General features: G+C 72.9%; 20 protein-coding genes. 9 read left to right on the top strand and 11 right to left on the bottom strand.

Annotation, left to right across the window (positions count from 1 at the left end; all coding sequences use genetic code 11):
* Positions 1–128: 128 nt before the first annotated feature.
* Positions 129–1,166 carry a UDP-glucose 4-epimerase GalE gene (gene galE / locus C6361_RS15070; protein ID WP_107268118.1) on the top strand — a complete coding sequence of 346 codons (1,038 nt, stop codon included), beginning with the start codon at positions 129–131 and terminating at the stop codon, positions 1,164–1,166.
* A gap of 149 nt (positions 1,167–1,315) precedes the next feature.
* Here the strand turns inward: galE and C6361_RS15065 are convergent, their stop codons facing one another.
* Both C6361_RS15065 and C6361_RS15060 read right to left on the bottom strand, forming a co-directional pair.
* Positions 1,316–2,638: a ribonuclease D gene (locus C6361_RS15065; protein WP_107268117.1), complete on the bottom strand. Its 1,323-nt coding sequence runs from the start codon at positions 2,636–2,638 to the stop codon at positions 1,316–1,318.
* A 122-nt stretch (positions 2,639–2,760) separates the two neighbouring features.
* Positions 2,761–3,333: a DUF3000 domain-containing protein gene (locus C6361_RS15060; protein WP_107258661.1), complete on the bottom strand. Its 573-nt coding sequence runs from the start codon at positions 3,331–3,333 to the stop codon at positions 2,761–2,763.
* 158 nt (positions 3,334–3,491) lie between these two features.
* Here C6361_RS15060 and hemE point away from each other — a divergent pair, with 158 nt between their 5' ends.
* From hemE to hemQ, 3 genes are read left to right on the top strand one after another with little or no spacing between them, the layout of a single operon-like run.
* Complete coding sequence (hemE, locus tag C6361_RS15055; protein WP_107268116.1) at positions 3,492–4,574, top strand: uroporphyrinogen decarboxylase; 1,083 nt, start codon at positions 3,492–3,494, stop codon at positions 4,572–4,574.
* 16 nt (positions 4,575–4,590) lie between these two features.
* Positions 4,591–6,069: a protoporphyrinogen oxidase gene (hemG, locus tag C6361_RS15050; RefSeq protein ID WP_234359506.1), complete on the top strand. Its 1,479-nt coding sequence runs from the start codon at positions 4,591–4,593 to the stop codon at positions 6,067–6,069.
* Positions 6,066–6,785 carry a hydrogen peroxide-dependent heme synthase gene (gene hemQ, locus C6361_RS15045; protein WP_107268115.1) on the top strand — a complete coding sequence of 240 codons (720 nt, stop codon included), beginning with the start codon at positions 6,066–6,068 and terminating at the stop codon, positions 6,783–6,785. Before hemG ends, hemQ begins: the two co-directional genes overlap by 4 nt.
* A gap of 45 nt (positions 6,786–6,830) precedes the next feature.
* On the opposite strand, the gene C6361_RS15040 is transcribed toward hemQ, so the two are convergent.
* The 3 genes from C6361_RS15040 to msrB are packed head-to-tail and all read right to left on the bottom strand — an operon-like array spanning position 6,831 to position 8,100.
* Positions 6,831–7,313: a GNAT family N-acetyltransferase gene (locus C6361_RS15040; protein WP_107268114.1), complete on the bottom strand. Its 483-nt coding sequence runs from the start codon at positions 7,311–7,313 to the stop codon at positions 6,831–6,833.
* A gap of 58 nt (positions 7,314–7,371) precedes the next feature.
* On the bottom strand, positions 7,372–7,635 hold the full coding sequence (locus tag C6361_RS15035) for a Prokaryotic metallothionein (protein WP_107258665.1): 264 nt from the start codon (positions 7,633–7,635) through the stop codon (positions 7,372–7,374).
* A 36-nt stretch (positions 7,636–7,671) separates the two neighbouring features.
* Positions 7,672–8,100 carry a peptide-methionine (R)-S-oxide reductase MsrB gene (gene msrB / locus C6361_RS15030; protein ID WP_107268113.1) on the bottom strand — a complete coding sequence of 143 codons (429 nt, stop codon included), beginning with the start codon at positions 8,098–8,100 and terminating at the stop codon, positions 7,672–7,674.
* Between the two features lie 165 nt (positions 8,101–8,265).
* Here msrB and C6361_RS15025 point away from each other — a divergent pair, with 165 nt between their 5' ends.
* Both C6361_RS15025 and ligD read left to right on the top strand, forming a co-directional pair.
* Complete coding sequence (locus C6361_RS15025) at positions 8,266–8,745, top strand: hypothetical protein (RefSeq protein ID WP_107258667.1); 480 nt, start codon at positions 8,266–8,268, stop codon at positions 8,743–8,745.
* A 110-nt stretch (positions 8,746–8,855) separates the two neighbouring features.
* The gene (ligD, locus tag C6361_RS15020) at positions 8,856–9,887 is read left to right on the top strand and encodes a non-homologous end-joining DNA ligase (RefSeq protein ID WP_107268112.1); all 1,032 of its coding nucleotides are present in this window, start codon (positions 8,856–8,858) and stop codon (positions 9,885–9,887) included.
* Between the two features lie 25 nt (positions 9,888–9,912).
* On the opposite strand, the gene C6361_RS15015 is transcribed toward ligD, so the two are convergent.
* Positions 9,913–10,803, bottom strand: coding sequence for an NAD(P)-dependent oxidoreductase (locus C6361_RS15015; protein WP_107268111.1), 891 nt, complete (start codon positions 10,801–10,803; stop codon positions 9,913–9,915).
* A gap of 44 nt (positions 10,804–10,847) precedes the next feature.
* Here C6361_RS15015 and C6361_RS15010 point away from each other — a divergent pair, with 44 nt between their 5' ends.
* Positions 10,848–11,306 carry a MerR family transcriptional regulator gene (locus C6361_RS15010; RefSeq protein ID WP_234359505.1) on the top strand — a complete coding sequence of 153 codons (459 nt, stop codon included), beginning with the start codon at positions 10,848–10,850 and terminating at the stop codon, positions 11,304–11,306.
* 151 nt (positions 11,307–11,457) lie between these two features.
* Positions 11,458–13,164 (top strand): alpha/beta hydrolase, encoded by a 1,707-nt coding sequence (locus C6361_RS15005; protein WP_199853357.1) that lies wholly within the window; start codon positions 11,458–11,460, stop codon positions 13,162–13,164.
* A gap of 71 nt (positions 13,165–13,235) precedes the next feature.
* On the opposite strand, the gene C6361_RS15000 is transcribed toward C6361_RS15005, so the two are convergent.
* The 3 genes from C6361_RS15000 to C6361_RS14990 form a co-directional block, all read right to left on the bottom strand.
* Entirely contained in the window at positions 13,236–13,703 is a 468-nt protein-coding gene (locus C6361_RS15000) for a GNAT family N-acetyltransferase (RefSeq protein ID WP_107258670.1), read from the bottom strand.
* Between the two features lie 328 nt (positions 13,704–14,031).
* Complete coding sequence (locus C6361_RS14995) at positions 14,032–15,606, bottom strand: alpha/beta hydrolase (RefSeq protein WP_369931393.1); 1,575 nt, start codon at positions 15,604–15,606, stop codon at positions 14,032–14,034.
* Between the two features lie 33 nt (positions 15,607–15,639).
* On the bottom strand, positions 15,640–16,734 hold the full coding sequence (locus C6361_RS14990) for an ATP-dependent DNA ligase (protein ID WP_107258672.1): 1,095 nt from the start codon (positions 16,732–16,734) through the stop codon (positions 15,640–15,642).
* 141 nt (positions 16,735–16,875) lie between these two features.
* Between C6361_RS14990 and C6361_RS14985 the strand changes: the two genes are divergently transcribed.
* Positions 16,876–17,100, top strand: coding sequence for a hypothetical protein (locus C6361_RS14985; RefSeq protein ID WP_107258673.1), 225 nt, complete (start codon positions 16,876–16,878; stop codon positions 17,098–17,100).
* Positions 17,101–17,133: 33 nt separating this feature from the next.
* On the opposite strand, the gene C6361_RS14980 is transcribed toward C6361_RS14985, so the two are convergent.
* Complete coding sequence (locus C6361_RS14980; protein WP_101370542.1) at positions 17,134–17,337, bottom strand: hypothetical protein; 204 nt, start codon at positions 17,335–17,337, stop codon at positions 17,134–17,136.
* Between the two features lie 190 nt (positions 17,338–17,527).
* Complete coding sequence (locus C6361_RS14975; protein WP_199853356.1) at positions 17,528–18,703, bottom strand: FAD-dependent oxidoreductase; 1,176 nt, start codon at positions 18,701–18,703, stop codon at positions 17,528–17,530.
* Positions 18,704–18,761 lie beyond the last annotated feature (58 nt).

Below are 18,761 nucleotides of genomic sequence, written 5' to 3'. Positions count from 1 at the left end.
CTACTGTCGTTTGCGCCCCCCGTGTGGCTCGGACCACATATCGTCCGGCTGGATGCTCCGTAATCCCGCTATTGACGGCTAAACGCCGAGCAATAGCGAAAAAACTTCCGAATCAGCCAGGAGTACGGGTGAAGGTGCTGGTCGCCGGTGGTGCCGGCTTCATCGGCAGCACCATCGCCTCGGCCTGCCTCGACGAGGGCATCGAGCCGGTGATCCTGGACAGCCTCTGCACCGGACGGGTCGAGTTCACCCGGGGACGGACCTTCTACCGGGGCGACATCTCCGACGGCGGGCTGCTGGACCGGATCTTCGCCGAGCACCCGGAGATCGGCGCGGTGGTGCACGCGGCGGCGCTGATCGTGGTGCCGGAGTCGGTCAGCGAGCCACTGCGCTACTACCGGGAAAACGTCGCCAAGTCGCTCGACTTCCTCGACCACGTGATCCGCAACGGGATCACCCGCTTCGTCTTCAGCTCCTCGGCGGCGATCTACCGGACCGGCGCCGACCTCTCGGTCGACGAGAGTTCACCGCTCGCGCCCGCCAGCCCGTACGCCCGGACCAAGGCGATGATGGAGACGGTGCTCGCGGACACCGCCGAGGCCACCGGGCTGCGGGCGCTCTCGCTGCGCTACTTCAACCCGATCGGCGCCGACCCACGGCTGCGTACCGGCCTCCAGTTGCCCCGGCCGACGCACGCGCTGGGCAAACTGATCGACGCCTGGACCGACGGCGGGGAGTTCCTGATCACCGGTACCGAGTGGCCCACCCGGGACGGCTCGGGAATCCGCGACTACATCCACGTCTGGGACCTGGCCCGGGCGCACGTCTGCGCGCTGCGCCGGTTCGACGAGATCCTGCCGCCCGGCGGCGACCGGTCGGTGGAGGCGGTCAACCTCGGCACCGGGGACGGCACCACCGTCCGGGAACTCGTCGCCGCCTTCACCGAGGCGGTCGGGCCGGTACGCACCCGCGAGGCACCGCCCCGCCCCGGCGACGCGGCCGGCTCGTTCACCCGGAGCACCCGCTCCCGGCTGCTGCTCGACTGGAAGCCGGAGTATTCCGTCGCCGACGGCATCCGGCACGCGGTGCAGTGGTGCCGGATCCGGGACGAACTGCTCGGCATCCGCCGGCCGGCCCTGCACCTGCACTCCTCCGGCGGCCGCTGACCGCCGCCCCGGCTCGCCGTCTCGGCCGCTGACCGGCGCCCCCGGCTGACTCTGCCGGCCGCCGACCGTCGCCCGGTTCACCGTCTCGGGCGCTGATCGCCGCCCGGCCCGCCGGAGGCTGTGCCGCCGACGGGCCGGAGCGGGTTGGGTCAGGTCTTCGGCTCGACCAGCGCCGCCGCCAGCTCCTCGGCGATCAGGCCGACCTGCCAGCCCCGGGCGCCGTAACCGCGCAGCGTCTCGGCGACCGTGTCGGCGGTGATCTCCTCCGGCGGGATCCAGGCCAGCCGGCGTACCGAGTCCGGGGTGATCAGGTTCTCCGGCGGCAGGGTGTGCGCCGCGGCGATCCGGGTCACCACCTCACGGCAGCGGGCCAACCGGGCCGCCGCCACCGGGTCCCGTTCGGCCCAGCGATGCGGCGGGGGCGGCCCGTCGACCGTCGGGCTCACCGGCAGCGCGTCGTCGGGCAGTTGCCGGGCGTCGGCGAGCGCGTCCAGCCAGGTCCGGACGAGCCGGCGTACCGAGCGGCCGCCGAAGCCGGGCAGCATCAGCAGGGTCCGCTCGTCCTTCGGGTCCATCTCGGCGGCCGCGATGATCGCGGCATCCGGCAGCACCCGGCCGGGCGCCGAGTCGCGGCGGGCGGCGATCTCGTCCCGGGCGTACCAGAGCGACCGCACCCGGGCCTGCGCCCGCGCCCCCCGCACCCGGTGGATGCCGGAGGTCCGCCGCCACGGGTCAGGTCGCTGCCGGGCCGGCTGGGCGCCCCAGGCCACCAGCGCGGCGAACTCCTCGGCCGCCCACTGCGCCTTGCCCTGCCGCTCCAGCTCGGCCGCGAGCTTGTCCCGCAGCTCGGTGAGCATCTCCACGTCCAGCGCGGCGTAGGTGAGCCAGGACTCCGGCAGCGGCCGGCTGGACCAGTCGGCCGCCGAGTGGTGCTTCTCCAGGGTGAAGCCGAGCAGTTGCTCGGTCAGCGCGGCCAGGCCGACCCGTTCGAAGCCGGCGAGCCGGGCGGCCAGCTCGGTGTCGAAGAGGCGTCTCGGCCGCAGCCCGAGGTCGGCGAGGCAGGCGAGATCCTGGCTGGCCGCGTGCAGCACCCACTCGGCGTCCGCGATCGCCTCGTCGAGGGTGCGCAGGTCGCCGAGGGGCAGTGGATCGATCAGCGCGGTGCCGGCCCCCGCCCGCCGGAGCTGGACGAGGTAGGCGCGTTGGCTGTAGCGGTAGCCGGAGGCGCGCTCGGCGTCGACGGCGACCGGGCCGGTGCCGGCCGCGAATCGGGACACCACGTCGGCCAGGCCGTCGGCTGTCTCGACCGGGGCCGGGGTGCCGTCGCGAGGGGTGAGAAGCGGTACGGGCCCGCCGGGCGTTGGGTCGGGCCCCACTGTCTCGGGATCCGGCGCGGACGCCGGAAGGCTGTGCGGCTCGTCCCCTGCTCGGCGTTGCGCGGCCCGACGGCGCAGGGGTGGTTCGTCGGTCACCTGACAACCCTAGTCTTCGCCGAGATTCGCCGTCGCGCAGCCGGTCCGGCGAGTCGGGTCTGGGACTGCTGGTACTGCCGAAGCGGTTGGGGCGTACGAGGTTCGGCGGAAGTTGCGACTGTTCAGGCGGCGCCGGCCGGCCGGGAGTGCGGCAGCGCGGTGACACCGGGCGGCGGCAGCCCGGCGGTGGAGGCCAGCAGCGTGCACCAGGCGAGCAGATGCGCCCGCAGGTCGTCGTCGACCGGGGTCCAGGAGGCGCGGATCTCGATGTCACCGGCAGCCGGCGGGCCGGCCAGCTCGCCGAACCGGGTCGACATGGTCTGGGTCACCGTGCCGCCGAGCGCCCGGTAGGCCGCGTCCCGCGCCTCCAGCGCGTCGGTGAGCCAGGTCCAGCCGACGCCGGGGAGCAGCGGATCGGCGGCGAGGTCGATCTCCAGGTCGGCGGTGACGTAGGTGACCAGGCGCAGCGTCCCCTCCCAGCCCTCGTGTCCGGCCGGGTCGTGCAGCAGGATGAGTCGGCCGGTGGCCACCTCCTCGCCGTCGCGCCGCACGGTGGCGGCCAGCGCGAAGGCGTACGGGGCGAGCCGCTGGGGGGCGCCCACCTCCTCCAGTACGATCTCCGCGCGCGGCGCCGCCGACCGCAGCCCGGCCACCGCACGGGCGAAGGTCTCGGGCTGGACGATCGGGGAGGCCATATCCGCAGCCTAAGCCGATCGTCGGCGCCGTGGTGGGGCGCCGCGCCGGTCAGTCCGGCCGGTCGGCCCGGCGCCCGGCATGACGGGGTACGTCTGGCAGGCCACAAAACCCGGCGGTGCCCGTCGGTGGGATCGGGGCCCGTGGCACGATTGCGCCGATGAGCACCACGACTGCGGGCAACGCGGCCCGAGACGACCAGCCGGCCCCCGGTGGCCCGGCCGATTCGCCGTTCGTCCGGGCCTGTCGACGGGAGCCGGTGCCGCACACCCCGGTCTGGTTCATGCGGCAGGCCGGGCGTTCGCTGCCGGAATACCGCGAGGTGCGGGCCGGGATCCCGATGCTGGAGTCGTGCCGCCGGCCGGAACTGGTCACCGAGATCACCCTCCAGCCGGTACGCCGGCACGGCGTGGACGCGGCGATCCTGTTCAGCGACATCGTCGTACCGGTCGCCGCCGCCGGGGTGGACCTGGACATCGTGCCGGGCACCGGCCCGGTGGTGGCCGAGCCGGTACGCACCCTCGCCGACGTCGACCGGATCCGGGTCATCGACCCCTCCGACGTGTCCTTTGTGGACGAGGCGGTCCGGCTGCTCGTCGCCGAACTCGGCGACACCCCGCTGATCGGCTTCGCCGGTGCCCCCTTCACCCTGGCCAGCTATCTCGTCGAGGGCGGGCCGTCGCGCAACCACGTACGCACCAAGGCGCTGATGCACGGCGCCCCGGACGTCTGGCACGCGCTGCTGGGCCGGCTGGCCGAGATCACCCTCGCCTTCCTGAGGGTGCAGATCGGCGCCGGTGTCTCGGCGGTGCAGCTCTTCGACTCCTGGGCCGGGGCGCTCTCCGAGGCCGACTACCGCCGGTTCGTGCTGCCGCACTCGACGACGGTGCTGCGCGGGCTCGCCGACGCGGGCGTGCCGCGCATCCACTTCGGGGTCGGCACCGCCGAACTCCTCGGTGCGATGGGCGAGGCCGGCGCGGACGTGGTCGGGGTCGACTGGCGTACCCCGCTGGACGCGGCGACGGTGCGGATCGGGCCGGAGAAGGCGGTGCAGGGCAACCTGGACCCGGCCGTGCTCTTCGCGCCCTGGCCGGTGGTGGAGGCGGAGGTGCGCCGGGTGCTCGGCGAGGGCGCCGCCACCGCCGGGCACGTCTTCAACCTCGGGCACGGCGTGCTGCCGGAGACCGACCCCGACGTACTGACCCGGGTCGTCGCCCTGGTCCACGAGGCGTCCGCGAGCTGACCGGGAGGCGGGCACGGTGAACGACACGACACGGTCCGGCGGGCCGCGGATCGCCGTGGTCGGCGGCGGGATCACCGGGCTGGCCGCCGCGCTCCGGCTGCGGGACCGACTCCCCGCCGACACCGAGATCACCGTGTACGAGCAGTCCGGCGCGCTCGGCGGCAAGCTGCGTACCGGCTCGCTGGCCGGATCGGCGGTCGAGTTCGGCGCCGAGGCGTTCCTGACCCGCGACCCGGCCGGCGGGGACTCGGCGGCGGTCGCCCTGGCCCGCCGGGTGGGGCTGACCGACGCGCTGGTGCACCCGGCGATCGGGCGGGCCGCGCTGGCGATCGGTGGCGAGCTGCGGCCGATGCCTCCGGGCACCCTGGTCGGGGTACCCGGTGATCTCGCCGCGGTGGCCCCGGTGGCCCGGCCGGCGGCGGAGCGGGACACCGACGGCGGCCGTCCGCTGCTCGGCCCGGACTCCGACCCGACGGTCGGCGAGCTGGTCCGGCGGCGGCTCGGCGACGAGGTGGTGGACCGGCTCGTCGACCCGATGCTCGGCGGGGTGTACGCCGGCCGCGCCGACGAACTGTCGCTGACCGCCACGATGCCGGGGCTGGCCCGGGCGGCCCGCACCGAGCCGACCCTGACCGGGGCGGTCCGGGCGGCGCTGGCCGCAGCGCCCCGGCCGGCCGGCAGCCCGGTCTTCAGCACGGTCACCGGCGGGGTGAGCCGGCTGGTGGCCGCCACCGCCGAGGCGGCCCGGGCCGGGATCAGGCTGAACGCGGCCGTCCGGGAACTGCTCCCCGTCCCCGGCGGCTGGCGGCTGGTGATCGGCCCGACCCGCGACCCGGAACTGGTCGAGGTCGACGCGGTGGTGCTGGCCCTGCCGGCCCGGCCCGCCGCCCGGCTGCTCGGCGGGGTCGACGTGGCGGTCGGCGCGCTGGTCGGCCGGCTCGACTACGCCAGCGTGGCGCTGGTCACCCTCGCCCTGCCCGGCCCGCCCGGCGAGGGGGCAGCAGGCGGTGACGCGCCGCCGGCAGCCGGTGCGGCGGTGCTGCCGGCGGAGCTGTCCGGGTTCCTGGTGCCGGCGACCGAGGGCACCCTGGTCAAGGCGGCGACCTTCTTCAGCAGCAAGTGGGCGCACCTGCGCCGGCCGGACGGGACGCTGCTGCTGCGCGCCTCGGTCGGCCGGCACGGCGAGGAGCACCTGCTGCAACGCGCCGACGACGAACTCGTCTCGGCGGTGCACCGGGAGCTGTCCGGGCTGCTCGGCACCGAACTGCCGGAGCCGGTGGACAGTCACGTGCAACGGTGGGGCGGCGCGCTGCCCCAGTACGCCCCCGGCCATCTGGACCGGGTGGCCGCGGCCCGGGCGGCGCTGCGGACCGCGCACCCGACCCTGGCGCTGGCCGGCGCCGGCTACGACGGGGTGGGGATTCCGGTCTGCGTACGCTCCGGCGAGACCGCGGCCGAGGAGATCATCAAGGTGCTGGGAGTATCGAGGGCATGACTGCGGAACAGCAGGGTCTGGAGCAGACCAACGCGGCGCGGCTGCGCGAGCTGAACGAGAGCATTCGCTACACCATGTGGTCGGTGTTCCGGGCGAGCGGCCCGCTGCCCGAGGCCCGGGACGGCATCGCGGCCGAGGTCGAGTCGCTCTTCGAGGAGCTGGCCGGCAAGGACGTGGTGGTGCGGGGCAGCTACGACGTCTCCGGGCTGCGCGCCGACGCGGACCTGCTCGTCTGGTGGCACTCCTCGTCCAGCGACGCGCTCCAGGACGCGTACGGGCGGCTGCGGCGTACCGCGCTCGGCCGGCAGTTGGTGCCGGTCTGGTCGCAGATGGCGCTGCACCGGCCGGCGGAGTTCAACAAGAGCCACGTACCGGCGTTCCTGGCCGGTGAGCCGGCCCGGGGCTACATCTGCGTCTACCCGTTCGTCCGCTCCTACGAGTGGTACCTGCTGCCGGACGCCGAGCGCCGGGAGATGCTGGCCGAGCACGGCAAGATGGCCCGAGGCTATCCGGACGTCCGGGCCAACACGGTCGCCTCGTTCGCGCTCGGCGACTACGAGTGGCTGCTCGCCTTCGAGGCCGACGAACTGCACCGGATCGTCGACCTGATGCGTGACCTGCGTGCCTCCCGGGCCCGCCGGCACGTCCGCGAGGAGGTGCCGTTCTACACCGGCCGACGCCGGAGCATCGGCGAACTGGTCAACGCGCTGCCGTAGCGGCCGTCGGCCGGTCGACCACAGTGGACGGCACGGCGCCGGGGGTCAGGCCGGCTCCCGGCGCATCGGCACGTGCGGGATGCCGTCCTCGATGTACTCCGGCCCGGTGCGGGTGAAGCCGTAGCGGGCGTAGAGGTCGACCAGGTGCGCCTGGGCGTCGAGTACGCACGGCCGGGAGCCGACGATCGCCAGCGCCTCGCCGATCAGCCGTCCGGCGTACCCGCCGCCCCGGGCCTGCGGGGCCACCACCACCCGGCTGATCCGTTCCACCCCACCCGGATCGGCGAGCAGTCGCAGGTACGCGATCGGCGCGCCGCCCCGGGCCAGCCACAGGTGCCGGGTGCCCGGCTCGACGTCCCGGCCGTCGAGGTCGGGATAGGCGCACTCCTGCTCGACCACGAAGACGTCGGCCCGCAGCTTCAGCAGGTCGTGCAGGGTCCGGGCGTCGAGGTCGGCGAAGGAGGCGACCCGAAGCTCGACCCGGTCGGCGGAGTTCGCCTGGATCGGTGGCGTCTGCGATTGCGGCATGCCGCGATCGTAGGCGGGCGCCGGTACGGGCTGCCGTCGGGGCGATTCCGGGTGGGATTCAGGCCGGGCGGGCGCCGACGGCGTCCCGGATCTCCGCGCCGCGCTCGCCCTCGACGACCCGGGCGCAGTGCCCGCAGCAGAAGAACCGGCCGGAGACCTCGACGCCGTGTCCCATGATCCGGATGCCGCAGTGCTCGCAGACCGGAGCGAGCTTGTGTGCCGCGCACTCGAACGAGTCGAAGGTGTGCACGTCCCCGCTCATCGTGCGGACCTCGAACGCCAGCCAGTAGTCGTTGCCACAGACCTCGCAGGTCGTCGCCATGTCTGATTCCCCCGTTTCACCACATCTGCGGTGATACTACGTGATCGACGGGTCGAGGCGCATCGAGATCGAGTTGATGCAGTACCGGGCGTTCGTCGGGGTGAAGCCCTCGCCGTCGAAGCGGTGCCCGAGATGCGAGTCGCAGTTGGCGCAGCGCACCTCGATCCGGACCATGCCGAGCGAGCGGTCCTCCAGGTAACGGATGGCGCCGGGCAGCGCCCGGTCGAAGCTCGGCCAGCCGCAGTGCGAGTCGAACTTGGTGTCGCTGGAGAAGAGTTCCGCCCCGCAGGCCCGGCAGTGGTAGGTGCCGGCGGTCTTGGTTTCCACGTACTCGCCGGTCCAGGGGCGCTCCGTGCCCGCCTGGCGGAGTACCCGGAACTCCTCCGGGCTGAGCCGGACCCGCCACTCCTCCTCGGTGCTCGGCAGCCTGTTTTCCCGGTCGTCCCGGACACTGTTGTCAGCCATACCCCTACGGTACGGCGGAGATCCTCCGGCGGCTAAGGCCGGCGGAACCGTCGGAAAACAGCGGGAAACAACTGGTTAATCACCGCCCGGCGGCCGAGTCGTTGACAGGACATGCGGGCGGCCACCAGGCCGGGCGGGCGGAGACGGCGACGCGAGCACCGGCCGGTGCTGGCCGAGTTCCGGCTGACCTGGCGGCAGGCGGTGATCCGGGGGCTGCGCTGGGGTGGCCTCGGCAGCGGTGCGGTGATCGTGATCGCCGGGGCGCTGCCCGGGCACCGCCAGCTCTCCGAACTGGCCTGGGTCGCCGTGCTGGCCCCGCTGCCGCTCGGGATGCTCTGCGGCGGCGTCGACCGGCTCCGGGCCCGGAGCCGGCTGGACGAGGCGGGCCTGCGGGGCCGGGCGTACGGGGCGTACGCGTTCGTGGCCTGGCAGCGGGTCGTCGACGTCCGGGCGGAGCGCCGCCGGGGCCGTACCGTCGTCGCGGTCTACCTGGACGGCGCCGCGCCGCTGCGGCTGCACGCCCCGTACGACGGTGGCCCGCTGGACCGGGATCCCCGGTTCGAGCAGAAGCTCGTGCTGATCTGCCAGGTCTGGGAGGCGCACCGGCACGGCAGCCGGGAGCCGGAGGCGCGACCGCTGTGCTGACCGCTGTGCTGACCCTGTGCTGAGCGGCCTCCTGCCCTGACCGGCCGTGCCGGCCGTCGGCGTCTCCGTGTCGGGTCACCTTCGTCGGACCGGTGGCATAGGGTCGGCGCATGGCTGGTGGCAGCGCGAAGGCGAAGCCCGTCGAGGTCGAGGTGGCCGGGCACACGGTACGGCTGAGCAGCCCGGACCGGGTCTACTTCCCCCGTCGCGGGTTCACCAAGAAGGACATGTTCGACTACTACCTCGCGGTCGGCGACGGGATCATGCGGGCGCTGGGCAACCGGCCGACGGCGTTGCAGCGCTTCCCCGAGGGCATCGAGGGGGAGATGTTCTATCAGAAGCGGGTGCCGGCCCGGGGCGTACCGTCCTGGATCCAGACCGCGAAGATCCAGTTTCCGAGCGGCCGGAGCGCCGACGAACTCTGCCCGGCCGACCTGGCCCACGTGGCCTGGGCGGCCCAGATGGGCACCGTGGTCTTCCACCCGTGGCCGGTCCGGGGCGTCGACGTCGACCGCCCCGACGAGCTGCGCATCGACCTCGACCCGCAGCCGGGCACCGACTTCGCCGACGCGGTCGAGGCGGCCGGCGAGGTGCGTGGACTCCTGGACGAGCTGGGCGCGACCGGCTGGCCGAAGACCTCCGGCGGCCGGGGCGTGCACGTCTATCTGCGGATCGAGCCCCGCTGGACCTTCACCGAGGTACGCCGGGCGGTGATCGCGTTCGCCCGGGAGGTGGAGCGGCGCCGCCCCGACCTGGTCACCACCTCCTGGTGGAAGGAGCAGCGCGGCGAGAAGGTCTTCATCGACTACAACCAGATGGCCCGGGACCGGACGATCGCCTGCGCCTACTCGCTGCGGGCCAACGCCCGGGCCACCGTCTCCACCCCGGTCACCTGGGACGAGCTGCCGGACGTCGAACCGGACGACTTCGACCTGAAGACCGTGCCGGAGCGGGTGGCGAAGATCGGCGACCCGCACGCCGGCATCGACGACGCCCCGTGGGACATCAGCCCGCTGCTGGAGTGGGCAGACCGGGACGACCGGGACGGCTCCGGCGACCTGCCCTATCCGCCGGACCACCCGAAGATGCCGGGGGAGCCGAAGCGGGTCCAGCCGTCCCGGGACCGCGACCGCAAGGAGTGACCGGTTGCCGGGGCCGGGATGGCGGTTACGGCCGGACCTCGGAGGGCTTGCGGAACTGCTCCACCATCGCCGCGTAGTCGCTGCCGCCGTGCCCGTCGGCGACGGCCCGGTCGGCCAGCGCCTTGACGAGCCTCGGGACGTCGGCGTTGACGCCGAGGGACTCGCTCTCGTGCACCAGGTGCTCCATCGCGCCGAGGTGGGTGTCGATGGTCGAGTCCCGGGCCCGGTAGTCGCCGCCGTCGATCTGCCGCGCCAGGTCGGGCAGCCAGTCCCGTACCGTCCCGGCCAGCGGGCCGGCGATCCCGGCGAAGGTCGAGGCGTCCACCCCCGCCGTACCGACCAGGGCGGCACCCTGGAGGAAGCCGTTCAGCACGCTCCACATCACACCGAGCAGCGCCACGTCGTAGAGCGCGGAGAGGCCGTGGTCGGCACCGAGGTAGGTCGTCCCGGCACCGAGCAGTCGCAGGGTCGACTCGTGCCGGTCGAAGGTCGACCGGGATCCGCTGTAGAGGAGGCTGGCCTCCGCCGTACCGATGGCCGGCGGCACGGCCATGATCGCGCCGTCGAGGTAGCTGCCGCCCCACCGGGCCACCCGCTCGGCGGTCTCCCGGGCCGCCGCCGAGGTACCCGAGGTCAGGTTCACCAGGACCCGACCGTCGAGGGCGTCGCCGAGCGGGTCGAGGAGTTCGTGTACGGCGTCGTAGTTCGAGACGCAGACGATCACGAGCGGGCTGGCCGCGACCGCGTCGGCGGGGGAGTCGGCGAGCCGGGCGCCAGCGGCGACGAGTTGCCCGGCCTTGGCCGTCGTCCGGTTCCACACGGTCGTCGGGTGTCCGTTGCGCAGGAACGTCGCGGCCAGGGCGTGGCCCATCAGCCCCAGTCCGACGACGGTCACCGGGGTGGTGTCGGTAGTCATGGCAGAATCGTCAACCTTCACACCGGTATGAAGGTCAAGGAGGCATGGGCCACATGCTGATCGGGGAACTGAGCCGGCAGACCGGGGTCAACACCCACCAGCTGCGCTACTACGAGGCACAGGGACTGCTCGAACCGGCGCGGCGGAGCGGCGGCTACCGCGAGTACGGCGCCGACGACGTGGTCACCGTGACCCAGATCAGGAGACTGCTCGAAGCCGGACTCTCCACAGAGGAGATCCGATTCCTGCTGCCCTGCGCCACCGGTTCGGCCCCCGACCTGGAGCCCTGCCCCGAACTCCTGGAGATGCTGCGCGCCCGCCTGCACGGGCTGGACGAACGCATCGACACGCTCGCCCGGTCCCGGGACGCCCTGGTCGACTACATCGCGGTCACCGAGCGGCGGGTGTCGGCGGAAGAGGTCCCAGCCTGCCGCGTCCTAGTTGGACTGCCGACCCTAATCGAGCGAAGCGACGGTATTGCATCCGTCGCAACCACTGGATAGGGGGCGCTCCGCCTTGCGGGGTCCGCCGCAGGGATGAGGCCGACAGGCGGGAGTTCACCCCAATGGTGGTCACCAGCCCGGAAACCACCAGCTACGCTCCCTTCATCCGATTCCTACTGGAGGGAGTACCGTGCGCCGCATCGTCAGAAGTGTGGTGACACCGGCGACCCTGGTCCTCGCGCTGGTCGCGACCCCGGTAGTGGCCCAGGCCGCCAGCCCGTTCGACCGCTATCTCGACCAGGAACTCAGCTGGGGTGCCTGCCTGTTCACGCCACCGGAGCAGGCCCGCCCGATGGAATGTGCCCTGGTCACCGTCCCCCGCGACTGGGCGGACCCCGATGCCGGCGTCGACCTGTCGGTCTCGATCAGCCGGACGAAGGCGACCGGTGAGCGCCTGGGTGCCATCCTGCTCAACCCGGGCGGCCCCGGGGGCCAGGGCAGCTCCCTGGCCGGCGCCCTGGCCGCGCTCCAACCGGCCGTGAACGAGCGGTACGACTTCATCGGCATGGACCCGCGTGGCACCGGCCACGAGGGTGGCACCGCCCCTGAGCAGCTCGGACTGGTCTGCGAGATCCCGACCGGCCGGCTCTCGACCCGGACCGACCTGGACGCCCGGGACCGGTCGCCGGAGAGCATCGCCGAACACCAGAAGGCGCCCCGGGCCATCGCCGAGGCCTGCCAGAGCAAGGCGCTGACGCCGTTCATCACCACCTGGCAGACCGCGTACGACATGGAGCTCATCCGGCAACTGCTGGGCGACTCCACTCTCAACTACCTCGGCTACTCCTACGGCACCTGGCTGGGTGCGAAGTACGCCTCGCTCTTCCCGGCCAGCGCCGGCAAGATGGTGCTCGACTCCAGCGTCAACTGGCAGGGCCGGCTCCAGGCGGCCTTCGAGGCGTTCCCGATGATCGGGCAGCGGCAGCTCGACGACGTCTACCTGCCCTGGACGGCGCGGCAGTTCCCCGAGATCGTCGGTGAGACTCCGGCCGAGGCGGCCCGGACCTGGGAGGCTGCCCGGGAGTACGCCAAGACGCTCGGCATCTCCGGTGACAACTACGACGCCCTCTTCGTCGGCATGGGCGGCCAGCTGCAATGGCTCCTCGCCACCCTGGTCTTCACGGTCGCGGCGCAGGAGATGAACGGCGAGACCCCCGAGACCGGGCTGTCGGAGGCGCTGCGTACCGAGCTGGACGCGCTGGCCCGGACGGAGTACGGCGTGCCGCTGGCCGAGCTGACGGTACGGCGGATCGCGACCGAGGTCCCCGAGGACTACGTGACGTTCCCCGGTACCCGGGTTTCCGTCGCCTGCGGCGACCAGCCCACCCGCTCCGCCACCTGGTACCGGAAGCTCAGCGACCGGCAGGGTCCCCGCTACCCGCTCTTCGGCTGGGCGTACGGGCTCTCCGAACCGTGCGCCTTCTGGTCGGACGCGCCCCGGCAGACCCTGCCGAACCTCCCCGCGTCGGTCGCCTCGAAGATTCTGGTCGTGCAGGCCGAGTTCGACCCGCAGACCGGCTACGAGCAGGCGCGGGCGGCGGTCCGGGCGGCTCCCGGGGTCAGCATGGTCTCGATCGACGACGCCACCTTCCACGGGCAGTACGCGCTCGACGGCAACCCGTGCGTCGACGGGATGGTCAACGTCTTCCTGCTGCGCAACTCGCGCCCGTCCGACGCGACCTGCCCGGGAGTGCCGCTGCCGGGTGAGAGCGAGGTCTATCCGGTCGCCGGCCCGGTGAAGCGGGACAACCGCAAGCTCGACTCGTCGGCGCGGCTGTCGGCCGAGAGCCTGCCCGAGCTGCGCGAGCAGGTACGGGACCGGATCGCTCGGGTGAACTCGGAGCGTCCCGTCCGCTGACGCTGTCGGTCGCCCCGTGGCCCGCTCCGGTGGTCACGGGGCGACCGCGCAGCACCCCGCCCCGGATGACGTCAGAGTGCCAGTTTCATGCCCTCGTGACTGGCCTCGAAGCCCAGTGAGGCATAGAAGCGGTGCGCCTCGGTACGCCGCTTGTCGGTGGTCAACTGGACCAGCCGGCAGCCGCGTTCCCGGGCCTGGTCCACCGCCCAGTGCATCATCCGGCGGCCGACTCCCTTGCCCCGCAGATCGGTGCGAACCCGGACCGCCTCGATCTGCATCCGTTGGGCGCCGCGCCGGCTCAGCCCGGGGATGAAGGTGAGCTGCATCGTGCCGACCGGTTCGCCGTCGAGTTCGGCGACGATCAGCTCGTTGCGCGGGTCCGCGTCGACCGCCTCGAAGCCGGCCCAGTAGGCGGCGTCGACCTCCTCGCCGATCGGCTCCGCCGGTTGCCGGCTCGCGGTCACCTCGTCGTCCAGCAGCATCGCGACGATCGCCGGTACGTCGTCCCGGCGGGCGATCCGGAAGATCAGCTCACTCATGCGCCCAGCCTGGCACATCGACCCTCGACTGCCGGCCCGGCCCGGCGGGGCGGGGCGGGAGTGGCGTGGCCGGACTGCCGCAGCTCGCCGGGCGGAGGGTGTCCGTCGAACGGACTGTAGAGCTGCCCCGCTTGTGCGCCCGCGATGGCCACCCCCGGCATCCCCCGAAGACCCGCCCCGTCTGTGCACCCAGCTCGACAGTCTGCGCACGAAGGTGGTGCCCGTCAGGGTGCCGCGCACCGAACCCGCGCTCCCGCGCCGCCCGGCGCGGGCGACGCGCGGCAGGCGGTGTGCGGCGGGCGCCGCGCGACGCGTGCCTCCGCCAGGGTCACCGGGCCGGGCAGGTGGTGCCGGCGCTCGGCGGCTTGAGGTCGATCAGGTAGTCGTCGACGGCGTCGTTGATGCAGCGGGTCTGCGGATAGGCCGTGTGCCCCTCGCCCTGCCAGGTCAGCACCACGCCGACGTCGAGCATCTCGGCCAGCTTCGGCGTCTGCTCGTAGGGCGTGGCCGGGTCGCCGGTGGTGCCGACGACGACGATCGGCGGGGCGCCGGTCGCCGGGCCGGTCGGGTACGGGTCGCGCTGGCCGGGCCAGAATTCGCAGCTCAGCATGCCCACCGCGAGCGGGGCGCCGAAGAGCGGGTACTTCCGGCGCCACTCCGACTGCAACGACCGGATCCGGTCGACGCCGACCTTGCGCTCCTCGTCGGCGCAGTTCACCGAGAGGTTGGCGTCGAAGAGGTTGGTGTAGCTGCCGTCCTCGGCCCGCTCGGCGTACGAGTCGGCGAGTTCGAAGACCTCCTTCGGGTCCCCGTCGGCGAGCGAGTCGATCGCGGCGGCGAGCTTCTGCCAGCCGGACTCGGTGTAGAGCGAGGAGATCACCGCGTAGAAGATCCAGCCGGCGGTCGCCTCCCGGCCGCCCTCGCCGCGTACCGGGGAGACCCGGGCCTTCTCCATCGCGTCCGTCACCGCACCCCGGGCGTCCGAGGCGATCGGACACCGGCCCGGGTTCTCCCGGCACCAGTTGGTGAAGTTGGTGAAGGCCCGCTCGAAGCCCTTGGCCTGGCTCTCCGAGCCGGCCACCATGTCCTGCTTCGGGTCGACCGCGCCGTCGAGCACCAGCGCCCGGACGTTGCGCGGAAAGAGCTGGGCGTACGTCGCGCCGAGCAGGGTGCCGTAGGAGTATCCGAGGTAACTCAGCTTCTCGTCGCCGACGGCGGTCCGGATCGCGTCCATGTCGTGCGCGGCCTGCTCGGTGGAGTAGAGCCGCAGCCGCTCGCCGTACTTGCCGCCGCAGGTGTCACCGATCCTCCGGTTCAGCGCCACCAGTTCGTCGAACTCCGCCTGGCTCGCCGGATCCGGCTCGAAGCCGAAGGTGCTGTCCAGGTCGGTGTCGGAGACGCACTTGACCGGGGAGGAGCGGCCCACGCCCCGGGGGTCGAAGCCGATGATGTCGAACCGCCGGGTCACCTCGTCGGGCAGCCCGCCGAAGCTGGCCCCGAACGACAGGTAGACCGCCGAGTCGATGCCGGAGCCGCCGGGCCCGCCCGGGTTGACCAGCAGCGAGCCGATCCGGTCCTGCTGCTTCGCCGACCGGATCCGCAGCAGCGAGATCTCCAGCTTGTCGCCGCCCGCACCGGCACCGCCGGCCGCGCTCCAGTCCGCGGGTACCGGAATGGTCGCGCAGTCGTACCGCATGTTGGCCGCGCCCCGGCCGACGAGCTTGCGGGGTACCTCCGGACAGGGCTTCCAGTCGGCGGCGCCCGCGCCGTTCGACGAGGCCGCCGGGCCACCGCGCTCGCTGCCGTCGTCGGGCCGGAAGATCGGGATGGTGCAGCCGGCGACGAGCATCACGACGGCCAGGAGAGCGGCCAGGGGCAGTCGGCGAAGGTGCGAGCGGGCCAAGAGAGATCCTCCGTGATCGTATCGACCGTCAGGCTACGCGCCGGGGGCGAGCGGGTCGCCGCGGAGCACCTGGTCGACGTCGAACCGGATCGGGCGGTCGAGTTGGTCGTACCCGCAGGAGGCCGGCTCCCGGTCGGGCCGCCAGCGGACGAACTGCGCGGTGTGCCGGAACCTGTCGCCCTCCATCGCGTCGTAGCCGACCTCGGCCACCAGTTCCGGGCGGAGCGGCTCCCACTCCAGGCTCTTGGTGCCGGACCACCGGCTCGGCCCACCCGGGATACGCTGCCCGCTGGTGTGGTCGCCGTGCACCCACGGGTGCTCCTTGACGCCCTCGCGGTAGGGGGCCAGCTCGTCGAGCAGCTCGGCCCGGCGGGCGGCGCTGAACGACGCCGAGACGCCGACGTGGTGCAGCGTGCCCGCCTCGTCGTGCAGGCCGAGCAGCAGCGAACCGACCACCGGGCCGGACTTGTGCCAGCGGAACCCGGCGACCACCACGTCGGCGGTCCGGGTGTGCTTGACCTTGAACATCAGCCGCTTGCCGGGCTCGTAGGGGATGTCGGCGGGCTTGGCGACCAGCCCGTCCAGCCCGGCGCCCTCGAAGATCTCGAACCACCGGGCCGCCGTCTCCGGGTCGGTGGTGGTCTGGGTGACGTGCACCGGGGGTACGACCCCGCGCAGTGCCTCGACGAGGCGGGTCCGGCGCCGCTCGTAGGGCTGGTCGATCAGCAGCTCGTCGCCGATGGCGAGCAGGTCGAAGGCGACCAGGTCGGCCGGAGTGGTCTCGGCCAGCATGTTGACCCGGGACGCGGCCGGGTGGATGCGCTGGCTGAGCAGGTCGAAGTCGAGCCGGGGCCCGCCGTCCGGGCCGTCCCGGCGGATCACGATCAGCTCGCCGTCGACCGCGCAGCGGGTCGGTAGCTGCGCCCGGGCCTGCGCGACGACCTCCGGGAAGTAGCGGGTCATCGTCTTGCCGCCCCGGCTGGCCAGCTCGACCTCGTCACCGTCCCGGAAGACGATGCACCGGAAGCCGTCCCACTTCGGCTCGTAGCTCATCCCCGGACCGGTGGGGATCTTCGGAACGCTCTTGGCCAGCATCGGCTCGACCGGCGGGTTGATCGGCAGCTCCACCCGGCCAAGTCAACCAGATGGCCGGCGTACCGGGGTGCCCCGCGCCGGTACCGGTGGTCCCATCCGCCCCATCCGGCGCAGGAGTTTCGGGCCGACCACCGCGCGTGAGGTGTTTTCGCAGGTCAGAGCTATCTTCGCCGGATGCGGGGCTGGGTGTGTGTCTGCTGCGGCCGGTGGCAGGTGAGTGTCGAGCGGATCGCCGGGAGATACCTCTACCGGCTGGCGTACCGCTATCGCGCGGAGGTGGGCGGGGTGGACGTGGTCGGGGAGGTGGGCACGATCGCGGCGCTGGAACGGCTGCTGCTGGCCCGTACCCCGGTGACCCTGGCCGACCTCGTCGAACGTCCGGTCGGCCGGGCCTCGTGAACCGATGCTGCGGTGTCGGGGTCGTCGCGGGTGCTAGAGCGCCTTCGCGATCTCGGCCAGTACGTCGGCCGGCACCTCCACCGCGGTCTCGTGCGCCGGGATGTCGAGCTGGGCCAGCGCCTCCGGGTCGGAGACGCGCCAGCCCTGCACGATGAAGGTGTCACGGTCCGTGCGGTACAGCGACGGGCAGTTGTTGACCTGGGACTGTGCGGTCTTACGAATGAAAGTGAGCTTCACGATCGGGCCTTTCGCTCCTTTTAAGCCGCTTTGGGACGGATGCCCCGGCGGTCTGTGTTGCATTATGCGGCTAATCGGGACGTTCGGGCACGGATCACAGCAACGTGGTGGCGTGAATGTAGGTGAATGGCCGATTCATCTCGCGCCGGATGCGGGGCTTTTTCTGCTATTGCGGCCGGGACGGCGCAGCTCAAGAGGGGGTCTCGGTCGGGGGTCGCCAGTCGGCGTACCGGGCCATCGAGCGGAGCGCCACCCGGGGCGGGGTCAGCCGCATCATCACGTTGCGTAGTCCCACCGCCAGCGGATTGCGCAGCTGCTGACCGAACCGCCCGATCAGGTACGACGCTCGGGCCACCTGCTGGCTGCGGGGGCGGCGCTCGGCGTCGTACCGGGCCAGCCCGGCCGGCACCTCGGTCCCGCCGGGCAGGCTCAACCCGAGCACCACCGCGTCCTCGATCGCCTGGGCGGCACCCTGGCCCAGGTTCGGCGTCATCGCGTGCGCGGCATCGCCGAGCAGCGCGACGGCCCCCGTCACGTAGCTGCCCAGCGGGGTGCCGAGATGGTAGAGGTCGTTGCGGAGCACCCCCTGCGGGCTGGTCGCGTCCATCAGCTCCGGGATGGGCGCGTGCCACGCCCCGAAGCGCTCCCGGACCGTCCCGAACTCGTCGGCGACGGGCCACTTCTCCGGGGCGTTCACCGCGCCGAACCAGTAGACCCGGCCGTCGCCGAGCGGCACCATCCCGAACTCGGCGCCCGGCGCCCAGGTGATCGCCACCAGCAGTTCGCCGGTCCAGGGCTCGTCCGTCACGCCCCGCCAGGCGGTGGTGCCGACGTAGACCGGCGGCGGCACGTCCGGCCACAACCGTCGGCGTACGACGCTGCGCAGCCCGTCCGCGCCGATCAGCAGCTCGGCCCGGAGTGTCGTGCGGACGCCCCCGGAGAGGTACGTGACCTCGGCCGGCGGTCCGGCGACCACCTCGACCACCTCGGCACCGGTGAGCAGGGACGTGCCCGCCGGCAGCGCGGCGCGGAGGATCTCGTGCAGCGTCGCCCGGTGGATGCCCAGCGACTCGGTGCCGAGCTGGTCGACCAGGTCGGCGGCCTCGATCCGGGACAGCCACCGGCCGTCGGCGGTACGGCTGCCGCCCGACGCCTCCACCCGACCGGCCGCCCGGATCTGCTCGTCGACGCCGAGCGCCGCCAGCCCGGTCAGCGCGTTGGACATCAGGGTGATGCCGGCGCCGACCGCCCCGAACTCGGGCGCCCGCTCCAGGATGGTCACCTGCCAGCCCTGCCGGCGCAGCGCCAGCGCGGCGCAGAGCCCGCCGATCCCCGCGCCGACCACCACTGCCGTGCGATCCACCATCGCGCCCACCTCCGGGAATCCGCGCTTCTACACCTGTAGAAAGGCATACTACAGGCGT

The organism is Plantactinospora sp. BC1, assembly GCF_003030345.1.
Classification (GTDB): Bacteria; Actinomycetota; Actinomycetes; order Mycobacteriales; family Micromonosporaceae; genus Plantactinospora.
The sequence above is the reverse complement of the archived record's forward strand: the minus strand, read 5'-3'. Positions and strand labels throughout refer to the sequence as shown.

Coding starts and splice junctions, on each gene's coding strand:
- msrB (WP_107268113.1), bottom strand. CDS start 8,100: ATGGCTGACAACAGTGTCCGGGACGACCGGGAAAACAGGCTGCCGAGC.
- C6361_RS15010 (WP_234359505.1), top strand. CDS start 10,848: ATGGGCCACATGCTGATCGGGGAACTGAGCCGGCAGACCGGGGTCAAC.
- C6361_RS15060 (WP_107258661.1), bottom strand. CDS start 3,333: ATGGCCTCCCCGATCGTCCAGCCCGAGACCTTCGCCCGTGCGGTGGCC.
- C6361_RS14985 (WP_107258673.1), top strand. CDS start 16,876: ATGCGGGGCTGGGTGTGTGTCTGCTGCGGCCGGTGGCAGGTGAGTGTC.
- C6361_RS15015 (WP_107268111.1), bottom strand. CDS start 10,803: ATGACTACCGACACCACCCCGGTGACCGTCGTCGGACTGGGGCTGATG.
- hemE (WP_107268116.1), top strand. CDS start 3,492: ATGAGCACCACGACTGCGGGCAACGCGGCCCGAGACGACCAGCCGGCC.
- C6361_RS15000 (WP_107258670.1), bottom strand. CDS start 13,703: ATGAGTGAGCTGATCTTCCGGATCGCCCGCCGGGACGACGTACCGGCG.
- C6361_RS14975 (WP_199853356.1), bottom strand. CDS start 18,703: ATGGTGGATCGCACGGCAGTGGTGGTCGGCGCGGGGATCGGCGGGCTC.
- C6361_RS15040 (WP_107268114.1), bottom strand. CDS start 7,313: ATGCCGCAATCGCAGACGCCACCGATCCAGGCGAACTCCGCCGACCGG.
- ligD (WP_107268112.1), top strand. CDS start 8,856: ATGGCTGGTGGCAGCGCGAAGGCGAAGCCCGTCGAGGTCGAGGTGGCC.
- hemQ (WP_107268115.1), top strand. CDS start 6,066: ATGACTGCGGAACAGCAGGGTCTGGAGCAGACCAACGCGGCGCGGCTG.
- C6361_RS15035 (WP_107258665.1), bottom strand. CDS start 7,635: ATGGCGACGACCTGCGAGGTCTGTGGCAACGACTACTGGCTGGCGTTC.